This window comes from Cytobacillus sp. FSL K6-0265, from assembly GCF_038003465.1.
GTDB lineage: Bacteria > Bacillota > Bacilli > Bacillales > Cytobacillaceae > Cytobacillus > Cytobacillus stercorigallinarum.
This window is the reverse complement of the sequence record NZ_JBBOPE010000001.1, coordinates 821,933-833,376: the sequence shown is the minus strand read 5'-3', so window position 1 is coordinate 833,376 and position 11,444 is coordinate 821,933. Positions and strand designations below refer to the sequence as shown.

The 11,444-nt window shown below is 39.4% G+C and carries 12 protein-coding genes; 1 reads left to right on the top strand and 11 read right to left on the bottom strand.

What is annotated here, in order from left to right; translation table 11 throughout:
• Positions 1-128 precede the first annotated feature (128 nt).
• Complete coding sequence (gene sstT, locus MHH73_RS04280) at positions 129-1,370, top strand: serine/threonine transporter SstT (protein ID WP_191815502.1); 1,242 nt, start codon at positions 129-131, stop codon at positions 1,368-1,370.
• 26 nt (positions 1,371-1,396) lie between these two features.
• Here sstT and MHH73_RS04275 read toward each other — a convergent pair whose 3' ends face one another.
• The 11 genes from MHH73_RS04275 to paaC all read right to left on the bottom strand — a co-directional run bounded on the left by MHH73_RS04275 (position 1,397) and on the right by paaC (position 11,443).
• On the bottom strand, positions 1,397-2,359 hold the full coding sequence (locus MHH73_RS04275; RefSeq protein ID WP_341064971.1) for an NAD(P)H-dependent flavin oxidoreductase: 963 nt from the start codon (positions 2,357-2,359) through the stop codon (positions 1,397-1,399).
• Positions 2,360-2,607: 248 nt separating this feature from the next.
• Positions 2,608-3,492 (bottom strand): phenylacetic acid degradation operon negative regulatory protein PaaX, encoded by an 885-nt coding sequence (paaX, locus tag MHH73_RS04270; RefSeq protein WP_191815506.1) that lies wholly within the window; start codon positions 3,490-3,492, stop codon positions 2,608-2,610.
• Between the two features lie 71 nt (positions 3,493-3,563).
• On the bottom strand, positions 3,564-4,340 hold the full coding sequence (locus tag MHH73_RS04265; protein WP_341064969.1) for an enoyl-CoA hydratase-related protein: 777 nt from the start codon (positions 4,338-4,340) through the stop codon (positions 3,564-3,566).
• A 184-nt stretch (positions 4,341-4,524) separates the two neighbouring features.
• Complete coding sequence (locus MHH73_RS04260) at positions 4,525-5,730, bottom strand: thiolase family protein (RefSeq protein WP_191815510.1); 1,206 nt, start codon at positions 5,728-5,730, stop codon at positions 4,525-4,527.
• Positions 5,727-6,602, bottom strand: a complete 876-nt coding sequence (locus MHH73_RS04255; protein ID WP_341064966.1) for a 3-hydroxyacyl-CoA dehydrogenase — start codon at positions 6,600-6,602, stop codon at positions 5,727-5,729. The genes MHH73_RS04260 and MHH73_RS04255 overlap by 4 nt, the downstream gene beginning before the upstream one ends.
• Positions 6,603-6,683: 81 nt before the next feature.
• Positions 6,684-8,201: an aldehyde dehydrogenase family protein gene (locus MHH73_RS04250; protein ID WP_341064963.1), complete on the bottom strand. Its 1,518-nt coding sequence runs from the start codon at positions 8,199-8,201 to the stop codon at positions 6,684-6,686.
• An 18-nt stretch (positions 8,202-8,219) separates the two neighbouring features.
• Entirely contained in the window at positions 8,220-8,993 is a 774-nt protein-coding gene (locus MHH73_RS04245; protein WP_341064962.1) for an enoyl-CoA hydratase-related protein, read from the bottom strand.
• Positions 8,994-9,007: 14 nt separating this feature from the next.
• Positions 9,008-9,784, bottom strand: coding sequence for an enoyl-CoA hydratase/isomerase family protein (locus MHH73_RS04240; protein WP_341064960.1), 777 nt, complete (start codon positions 9,782-9,784; stop codon positions 9,008-9,010).
• On the bottom strand, positions 9,781-10,086 hold the full coding sequence (locus tag MHH73_RS04235; RefSeq protein WP_191815520.1) for an EthD family reductase: 306 nt from the start codon (positions 10,084-10,086) through the stop codon (positions 9,781-9,783). The genes MHH73_RS04240 and MHH73_RS04235 overlap by 4 nt, the downstream gene beginning before the upstream one ends.
• A gap of 13 nt (positions 10,087-10,099) precedes the next feature.
• Positions 10,100-10,600 (bottom strand): 1,2-phenylacetyl-CoA epoxidase subunit PaaD, encoded by a 501-nt coding sequence (gene paaD, locus MHH73_RS04230; protein ID WP_191815522.1) that lies wholly within the window; start codon positions 10,598-10,600, stop codon positions 10,100-10,102.
• A gap of 33 nt (positions 10,601-10,633) precedes the next feature.
• A complete protein-coding gene (gene paaC / locus MHH73_RS04225; RefSeq protein WP_341064956.1) occupies positions 10,634-11,443 on the bottom strand; it encodes a 1,2-phenylacetyl-CoA epoxidase subunit PaaC in 810 nt (269 codons plus the stop codon).
• Position 11,444 lies beyond the last annotated feature (1 nt).

The window sequence follows — 11,444 nt, the reverse complement described above, 5'->3', positions numbered from 1 at the left end:
GAATATTTTTTGAAATAATTTCTTATTCCGTTAATGATCTATTCATGATAAACTAATTCCATGGTGTCCATATGGACAAGACAACTGTACATTAGAATATTTTCAAATTTATAACATGGAGGCTCATCATGAAAAACTTCATTAGTAAATGGAACCAAATTAGCTTGGTGAAAAGAATTATTGTCGGTATTGTAATTGGTATTATACTTGCGCTTACGGTTCCTGATGCGGCTAGCTGGGTTTCCATCTTTGGATCATTGTTTGTTGGGGCATTAAAAGCTGTTGCTCCTATACTTGTTTTATTTTTAGTCATACATGCGATTTCCAGCCATAAAAGCGGAAAAGAAACCAATATGAAAATGATTCTTGGTTTATACGCAATTGGTACCTTTTTAGCTGGTGTAGTAGGCGTTGTCGCAAGTAAATTATTCCCTATTACGTTGACATTATCTACCTCTGAGGCAACAGAAATTACACCACCTGGGGGTATTGCTGAAGTTTTAGAAACGTTATTATTTAATATCGTGGATAACCCTGTTAATGCATTAATGAATGCGAATTATATCGGGATTCTTACTTGGGCTATCGTTATTGGGTTAATTTTAAAAAGAGTTGCTGCCGAGTCTACTAAGACGATGTTAGCTAATTTTTCTGATGCAATGACGACTCTAGTTACATGGGTTATCAACCTAGCCCCATTAGGTATTATGGGATTAGTATATGATGCGATTGCTACAAGTGGTCTCTCTGCTTTAACTGAATACGGTCAATTACTTCTATTATTATTGGGTTGTATGTTCTTTGTAGCTTTTGTTATGCACCCACTAATTGTATTTATGTATACTAAAGAAAATCCTTATCCTTTAGTATTTAAGGTGTTAAGGGAAAGCGGGATTACTGCATTCTTTACTAGAAGCTCAGCTGCTAATATCCCTGTAAACTTGACATTATGTAAAAAACTTGGATTAGATGAGGATACTTATTCTGTTTCTATTCCACTTGGTGCAACAATAAATATGGCTGGCGCAGCTGTAACCATTTCTGTCCTTACATTAGCTACAGCTCATACATTAAATATTTCTGTGGATCTTTGGACAGCCATTATTCTTATGGTTGTAGCGGCTATTTCAGCTGCTGGTGCATCTGGCGTTGCCGGTGGTTCACTTCTACTGATTCCACTCGCTTGTAGCCTATTAGGAATTTCAAATGATATCGCCATGCAAGTTGTTGCTGTTGGTTTTATTATTGGCGTCCTACAAGATTCTTGTGAAACAGCACTTAATTCATCATCAGATGTTTTATTTACCGCTGCTGCTGAGAAAGCGAAAGCAAGGAAAGCAAAGAAAAAAGGTAAAGTTTCTGCAGCTTAATGAATAAGAGAGCCATGTCGGCTCTCTTATTTTTGTGTAATACCGTTTAACCCTTCACTCACTTGCTTGATTTGCCGTTCTACTTCTGACATCATCTCAAAAATTAATTCTCTAACAGTTGGAATCGTATTAATTAAACCCACTATCTGTCCACCATTTATGAAGCCATTTTCAAAATCACCTTCAATAGCCCCTAATACATGCTGTGTTTCCGATGTTTTTGCTAAATATTGCTCCACTGAGTCATTCTCCTGTTCCGCTAGCACTGTTTGGGCATATGGCACATTGATGACCCTTCTGACTTTCCCATGTGGTCTGCCTAAGATCATTGTTGAGAGGTCATCACCCTGAATGATTTTTTTCTTATAGTTTTCATGAAAGGGTGCTTCTTCTGTGGCAATAAACCTCGTTCCCATTTGACAACCACTTGCTCCTAACATCATAGCTGCTGCTAATCCTCTCCCATCACCAATACCACCAGCGGCAACAACCGGAACATTTACAGCTTTGACGATTTGTGGAATTAAAGTAAAAGTCGTGAGTTCTAAACTTGAGTTAATTCCCGCTGCCTCAAAACCTTCCGCTACTAAAATATCTGCCCCTACTCGTTCCGCCTTTATAGCATGTTTCACTGAAGCGACAACGACAATGACTTTTATGCCCGCCTCATGTAGCTTAGCTACGTATGGTGTTGGATTCCCTGCTGATAGAGAAACAATTGGCACTTGCTCTTTTATAACCAATTTCATCATCCCTATCACATCTTCTGTAACAGTCAGGGGAATATTGACGGCAAACGGTTTTGTTGTCATTTCTTTCACTGCTTTAATCTTTTCGGCTACTTCTTCAACGGATAATGTACCACACCCGATTGTACCTAAGCCTCCCGCGTCAGAAATAGCCGCTGTTAATTGCGCAGAGCTTATGTTGCCCATCCCTCCTTGAATAATGGGATATTGAATATTTAAAAGAGTTGTTAAGTATTTCATTTTTTCACCACCTGTAATAATAATGTTATAACAAATCTTAATGTATGACAATTCTAAAAAATACAAAATACTTATCAATAAAAAATTTACACCATGTTCACATGTTATCGGCTCACGCAGAAAAGTTGTACGTGCAATCGATGATAAGGATCTTGCGTAAATACAACTTTCTATTGATAGTTATGTGCAAAAAGGCGTTGTGTTTCAAGGGCAACGAGTAAAAAACGATGGCTGAAATAGCCATCGTTTTATTCTTCACTCATTAAAGGATGCTTCGACACATCATAATCGGCATCTTTTCGTTTGATATCATTATCTTTCCGAAAAATCTCTTCAAAGAATTCATTAGCAGGTTCTGCAAGTAATTTATAATATTGCGTAAATAAAAGTGCTGCATGATTCCCATTCCACTCTACAGGAAGAAGCTCCTTCGGTAGACCTGGATCGATAAAGAGAAATTTACGGTATTCATGCACAAGTAATGTCCTTTCGACAAAGCACTCTGCTTTAGTCATTTTCCCATCTTGAATCATACTTTGATGAATAATATATTGCTTACTATATGTAGAAATAAACTCTTCATACTTTGCTTGAATTTCATCTACTGGCCAACTTCTCTCCACTAATGACAGGCTATCTTGAGGTCCTTTATATTCAGAAACAAAAAAGTCAACATAAGCCTCAATCTCATACTTCTTAACAAGTTGCTTGACTTCTTTTTCTAGGTTATTTGGCGAAATCCAAAAGCCATTTTGAAAACTACCAAAGCCACTCCAAACAAGCTCTTTTCTGAACTCATCCCGAACCTGGCGTTTTTCCTCTGGGATCGAATACATAAGGAAACACCATTTGCCTTTCCAACTATGCGGATTCAGTTTAAATATCCTACCCGCAGCTTCTTCCATCCGATCTTCTCCACGCGGGGTCAAATAATAATAGCTTTTATTCCCTTTCTTTTCAGACTGAACCCAGCCTTGCTTGTACATTCGGGACATTGCTACTCTTGTTGACTGTTCATTATGGCCAAATTCTTTCAGTAGGTGGATGAGCGTACCTATCCAAATTTTATTGCCATAATGACGCAAATAATCTCCATATATCGTAAAGATTAAGGATTGCGTATTATTGCCCATTTCTATCACACTCTTTTTCCATTCGTACTTTATCTTTTATCTTATCTAAAAAAGACAAAGAAACGCAATAGTTATTTCCCTTGAAACACCGGTTGTCTTTTTTCACTAAATGCTTGCAGTGCCTCGACACGATCATTTGTTGGTAACGTCAGTTCATATGCCTTCGATTCAATCGCCATACCGGTTTGAATATCCGTGTTCATCCCTTGTGAGATTGCATATTTTGCCTGGATGAGCGCAACTGGCCCACTTTTCAACATTTGTTGTGCGAAATTGATGCAAGTCGATTGCAATGCTTCTTTCTCTACTACTCTTGTCAAAATTCCTAATCCATATGCCTCATTGGCTGATATTTTCGCAGCTGTAAAGATTAACTCCTTCGCTTTCATCTCTCCAACCACTCTCGGTAAGCGTTGTGTACCACCAGCACCTGGAATAATAGCCCAGATCGTTTCGGTTAAACCTAATGTAGCATCTTCAACTGCGATAGCAAAATCACAAGCAAGGATCAGTTCGAACCCTCCACCAAATGCATATCCGTTAATTGCAGCAATCGTTGGCATCGGTAAATTGGCAATATCATTGAACACATCACGAATTAAGCGGACATTTCTTCTTGTTTGTTGCTCATTCAATGTTTTTCTTTCTTTTAAATCTGCTCCAGCACTGAAAGCTTTATCTCCTGCCCCTGTGAAAATAACGACACGTACATCGGGATTTAGTTGTATATCCGCTACCGTGTCTTGAAGCTGTTTTAGTGTAGCATAATCAAAACAATTAAGGACATTTGGGCGATTAATCGTTACGGTTGCAATATGATTCTCTAGCTTGAATAATACGTTTGTCATTGGATTTTCCTCCTTTAAAATGTACAAATTGCAACAAACCATTATGGTATTAAAGATGGATGTTTAGTCTATTAGCCTAGTAATATCTAAATCTTATGGTTAGTAATATCGAGAGTTTTGTCTTTTCACTTACTTCCTATTAAATACCGCAAAGTCCCCTTATACAAGTAGGGGACACCCATCTTTATTCTTCTACATTTTTCACAATCGCAGCAATTCCTTGACCCACCCCGATACACATCGTTGCTAGCCCATATGTTTCTTTTCTACGTTTCATTTCATATATCAATGTCGTTAGAATTCTCGCTCCGCTTGCTCCTAATGGATGACCGAAGGCAATAGCCCCTCCGTTGACATTCACCTTATCTGTATCTAGTTCAAGTTGTTTCATGCATTCTAATGATTGTGAAGCAAAAGCTTCGTTTAGTTCGACCAAGCCAATATCAGCAGTAGATAAATTGGCACGATCTAGCGCCTTTCTTGTGGCATAAATTGGGCCGAGTCCCATGACTGCTGGTTCAAGTCCAGCTGTTGCACCAACAACATAGGATACTAATGGTTTTAGTCCTAACTCTTTTGCTTTATCCGCACTCATCATTAACAATGCACTTGCACCGTCATTAACACCAGAAGCATTGCCAGCAGTAATTGTCCCTCCTTCAAAAATGGGACGTAGTTTAGCTAACTTTTCTAATGAGGTGTCGGGGCGTGGGTGCTCATCCGTATCCACTACTATTTCATTCCCTTTACGATCTTTATAGACAACAGGGACCATTTCCTCTTTAAAAATATTAGCATCTATAGCTTTTTTCGCACGTTGTTGGCTTTCATAAGCAAATGCATCTTGGTCTGCACGGGAAATATTGTAGCGTTGTGCTACATTTTCAGCTGTTTGTGGCATAGAGTCTGTGCCATACATTTCATGAAGCTTCTTATTCGTAAAACGCCAACCAATCGTTGTATCGAACATTTCCATATTACCTCGTGGGTAGTCTTTACTTGGTTTAGCCATCACAAATGGTGCACGCGTCATACTCTCCGTACCACCAGCAATATAAACGTCACCTTCACCGACGGCGATCGCACGTGCTGCATATAAGACAGCATCTAAGCCGGAACCACAGAGACGGTTCAACGTTGTACCTGCAACATCAATAGGTAAACCTGCTAAAAGAGCTGACATACGCCCAACGTTCCGATTGTCTTCTCCCGCTTGATTGGCATTGCCTAAAATGACCTCTTCTATTTGCTCTGCTGGTAAATCAGGGTTCCGATCGACCAGTGCTTTAATAACTGTGGCTCCTAAATCATCCGGACGGACATCCTTTAATGCACCTTTATAGCGACCAATGGGTGTTCTTACTGCATCAACGATCACAACTTCTCTCATTTTACAGGAGCCTCCTCGGTTTTTTTCGTATAATCATAGACGCCTTTGCCTGATTTTCTACCTAATCTACCAGCTTTGACGTATTGCTCAAGTAATGGCGCAGGGCGGTATTTTTCACCTAATTTTTCATGTAAATATCTTAAGTTGTTTAGTCTTGCATCCAATCCTACTAAATCGACTAATTCGAATGGTCCCATTGGATAATTCAAGCCTAATTTAATCGCTTTATCAATATCTTCCGGCGTTCCTAATCCTTCTTGAAGCATGTAAAATGCTTCATTTCCAACAAGCGCACTCATACGGCTAGTTACAAAACCTGGGAATTCATTTACAACCACAGTTTCTTTGCCCATTTTGTCAGCAACACCTTCAATAAAAGCAACTGTGTCATCATTCGTTTCTAATCCGCGAATGATTTCAATGAGCGGCATTTTATGTACCGGGTTGAAGAAGTGCATGGCGATTGTTTTTTCTGGACGGTTCGTATAGGAGCCAATTTCTGTCGGGCTCATTGTTGATGTATTTGAGGCAAAACGACAATGTTCAGGTGCATATTGCTCAATCGTTTCAAAAATGTCTTTTTTAATGCTCGCAATTTCAGGAACGGCCTCAATGACAAGATCAGCATCAGACACTACTTGTTTCAAGTCTGTTGCATAACTAAGATTCGCCTGAGCCGCGGCTGATTGTTCACTCGAAATTTTCCCACGAGAAACACCTTTTGCAAAAATACTCTCTATCTCTTTTTTTGCACTGTTCAATGCTTCTTCCTTTATGTCATTCAAAACCACTTCGTATCCACCAACTGCACTTACATAAGCAATCCCTCTGCCCATCACACCTGATCCGACAACAACAATTTTACTCATCATGCTCTCCTCCTCTATTTTCCATTAATAAATGAAGGCGGATGCCAAGCGTAAATAGTCTTGGCATCCGCATATGTGTATTCCTTAAATGCCGAATGGGTTCAGCGGTTTGTTCCCAAAGTAAGAAATAATACTTTTTGTTTCTGTATAAAGATCCAATGTTTCAATACATAATTCACGACCGAAACCAGACTGTTTGTAACCACCAAAAGGTGTACCAGGAAAAGCAGAGAATGGGCAGTTCACCATAACAATTCCTGCTTCAATTTTGTTTGCTACTCTTGTTGCTTTTGCTCCGTCTTTTGTCCAAACAGCGGAGCCCAAACCATACACAGTATCATTCGACAGTTTAACTGCTTCTTTTTCATCTTTGAATTTCATGATAACAACAACTGGCCCAAAGATTTCTTCTTTAACCACTTTCATCTCATGATTCACATTAGCAATCACTGTAGGCTCATACCAAAAGCCATTTTCAAACCCTTCTACTTGCGCACCTTTACCACCCGCAAGAATTTCAGCGCCTTCTTCTTTGGCAGATTGCACATAACCATCAATGACATCCCATTGGTTCTGATCGATAATGGCACCAACATGTGTCCCCTTATCAAATGGGTTACCTAATGTTAATGACTTTGTTTTTGCAACAAATTTCTCTACAAATTCATCGTAAATATCCTCATGTACATAGAGACGAGAACGCGCTTCACAAGATTGACCTGTGTTATAGTAAATTCCGTAGATTGATCCTACAACTGCTGCATCAATATCCGCATCATCGAAAACGATATTTGGTGATTTTCCACCTAGCTCTAATGTCACGCGTTTCAATGTATTTGAAGCTTTCGCCATAATATCTTTACCAATTGGTGTTGATCCTGTGAAAGCCACTTTATCCACTTTATCGTGCTCAACTAAGTAATTCCCTACATCTTTACCTGATCCAGGAACAATATTTACTACTCCTGCCGGGACACCTGCCTCGATGCAGATTTCTCCTAAAATAATTGCTGTAAGTGGTGTTAAGCTAGCTGGTTTCACAACGATTGAACATCCAACTGCAATCGCAGGGGCAACCTTCCAAGCAGCCATCATTAGAGGATAGTTCCAAGGGATGATTTGTGCACAAACCCCTACAGGTTCCTTTTCAGTATAATTGTGAAATTGTCCTGCCATTGGATTGACTGTGCCACGGTGGCCAACAATCGCGCCTGCATAAAATTCAAAATCCTCAATCGCTTGCATCACTTGTCCTTGTGCCGTGCTTAATGTTTTACCCGTATCAAGCATCTCCAATTCAACGAGTTCATTAAAGCGGCTGCGCATAATAGCAGCGATTTTATTCATAATACGCGATCTTTTATTAACAGGGAACTTCTTCCACTTACCGTTATCAAATGCATCTCTTGCTGCTAACACTGCTTTTTCTGCATCTTCTTTTGACGCTTTTGCTACCTCTGCCAACAATTCACCAGTAGCAGGATTGTAAGTTTTGATTGTTTCTCCGCCTGTGCTTTCCACTTTTTCGCCATTAATTATCAGGTGATAGTAATCTCTCTTCATTGGTACTGCTTCTTTTGCTGCCTCTTGTACTGTTGCCATATCTACCACTCCTAATCTTTATTGTCCGATGTATTCAGGTTGTCTTTTTTCTATAAAAGCTTGAACGCCTTCTTTTGCATCTTTTGTTAAACCAGCAATGCGTTGCCCTTCTGCTTCTTTTTCCAAATAAGCATCTAGTGGAAGATTCTCCGCCAATGTTAAGTATCTTTTAATTAAGCCAATTGCTTTTGTAGGCATTTTCGCTAATTTACTCGCAAATTCCTCTACTTCTTTTTGCCAAGTATCTTGTGGGATAACGCGATTAATCACACCCAACTCTAAAGCTTTCTGCGCAGGGATTTTTTCACCTAGAACAGAAATCTCTATCGCTTTCGCTCTACCAACTAAATGGCTAAGAAAGTGTAAATTACCAGAATCAGGGATAAGGCCAATATTAACAAAAGCATTGATAAAACTTGCTTTTTCTGAAGCGAGACGGAAATCACACGCTAAAGCTAAACTAAATCCAGCGCCTGCAGCTACACCATTCACTGCAGCAATAATAGGTTTTTCACAAGCCATAATGGCTTTTACCATCGGTGTATAATGATTTCTTAGTAAATCACCGTGATTCGTATCATCATTTACCTCGGCTAAATCTTGCCCGGAACAAAATGCTCTACCTTCACCAGTAATAACGATGCAACGTACCTCTTCATCTTTAGCCGCTTGCCTTACTGCTTGTGTGATTTCGCGATTCATTTCTGCAATAAAAGCGTTCAATTTATCGGGACGATTCAGCTTGATCCAACTGATTCCTTCGTGACATTCATAATTAATTGTAGTGAACATTGCCAACCTTCTTTCTATTTTCCTTGGAATTTGGGCTTTCTTTTCTCAACAAAAGCATTCATGCCTTCTTTTTGATCTTCTGAAGAGAAGAGTAGATAGAAGTTTTTCCGCTCATATTGCATGCCTTCATATAAAGAGTAATCAATAGCTTTATTAACAGAATCTTTAATGAGGCGGATGGCTAGTGGCGGCTTTTCTGCAATCATTTTCGCAAACTTTAATGCTTCTTCCTCTAATAGTTCACCAGATACAATTCTATTTACAAAGCCATGAGATTGCGCTTCTTCTACTTGAATACGCTTTGCACTCCATATCCATTCTAATGCGAGCGTGCGACCTACAAGTTTGGTTAAACGTTGTGTACCTCCCGCACCTGGCATCACACCTAGATTCACTTCAGGGAATGAGAATTCCGTACCTTCAGCTGCAATCAATACATCACAACTTAAAGCCAGTTCAAAGCCCCCTCCTAAAACAAAACCTTGTACAGCACCGATAATCGGTTTTTTTATTAATGAAAGACGATCCCAATCTTGAAATTGGTTTAGTAGTTCTAAGCGAATGGGATCGTCATTCGACATTTCATCAATATCTGCCCCTGCTGAAAAGGCTCTTCCTTTTCCCTTGAGTAAGATGACTCTCACGGTATCATCCTGATCATAACTCTCCATTACCTGGACAATTTCTTTTATCATTTGACGATTAAGGGCATTCAATTGCTTCGGGCGATTCAACTCAATAATGCCAATATAATCCTCCACTTTTGTTTCTATAAACGCATATTCTCTCATTCGACTTCTTCACCGATAGCAAAGCTAACAAGTTTACCTGCAAATCCCATGACATCTTTCGCTGATGCTTTACCTTCGGGTGATTTCATACCATTTTTTAATGCTTCTTGATTTTCATAGTACATTTCACACATTAAATAAAATTTAGGCTCATCCCCAGTTGGTGTACCAACCATTTTCGTTACTTTCATTTTTTGTAATCCAGGAATTTTTTCTGTAATTGGCACGTGTACATTGTAATAATGCTCATCAAATGCTGCCTTATCTTCCGGTTGCTTGTAAAATGCGATTAATTTGATCATTTTAATTTCCCCTTTACATTAAGTTTGATATTGGTTTCATTGCTTCGAATGGGTTTTTACATGATTTACAATATAAAATACTTCGGCAGGCTGTAGGTCCGAATATATTATCAAGCGTGACATAGGTTGACCCGCAATAGGGGCAATCCACATGCCAAGAACCGTCTTCTGTAAAATGCTTTGGAGGTGGAGCAATACCAAATGCCTTTAGTCCTTGTTGTCCTTTTTCTGTAATGCGATCTGAAGTCCATGGAGGTGAAGTTTTAAATGATACTTCTACTGCTTTTACCCCCGCTACACTTTCGATTTGTTCGACCACATTTTTCTTGATGATTTCAAGTGCTGGACATCCTAAAAAGGTTGGAAGCATCGTAATCGATACATGCGAATCATGAATTTCTACATCCTCGATCATTCCTAGGTCTACCACACTCACTGTGCTAATTTCAGGATCCTGAACTAATTCAAGCGCTTCCATAATGTCCTTTTCAGCTACTAAAGTCGATTGATCCATCTCTATTCCTCCTCACATGTTCTAAAAAAAGTCTTACCAAGGAACAGCAGGATTGAGGCGGTAAACCTCTGATAACGTACTTAACGCACGGTCAAGTTCCTCAGTGTGTTCCCCTAAGCGTCCATTTCGATCTGGTTGCTGAATGATGGGTGATTCAATATGAAGCGCTTTCACTACTTCTTTTAGTGCTGCTTCCCATCTTTGTTTTAATACCGTCGCATCCTCAATTAAAGCAAATTCTTTAAAGCTTTGAGATGCATTACCATAAGAGAAAACATCACCAAAGTCAGCCATTACTCCTTCGATTGCTTTGTTCATACGTTCTTTAGCCTCGTCTGAAGAGGATAATAATTGCGTAAACCATGTCCTCCAGTGCAGATGATGGTAAAACAATTCCATGCTCACTTTTGTGGCTACTTCTGCTAGGGGCTGATAGGTGGTTTTTTTCAATGAATCTATTTTTACTTTTTTCGCTAGTGTATAGAAATAATTGCGTACAACTGCATATGCCCAATCATATCTAGGTGTTTCCATATAGTAGCCTGCACCATTTTCTCGTTCTACTAATATACTATTCTTTCTTTCCTTTGCTGAACGGCCATGTGCCAGATCATCTATTTTTCCATAACCCAACTCTTCTAGTAAGCCGTAATACATTTTCGCATGGCCCATCGTATCTTGGCTGATGGAAGATGAAGCAACATCTTCTTCAATATGAGGTGCCAACCCTAGCCATTCTGAACCTCGGTAAGATAGGAGAAAGTCGTCATCAGCAAGCTGAAATAAAAGCTCGGCAAGTGCTTCTTTATGCGCTGGTGTCATTTCTACTGCATTCGTGCTCATC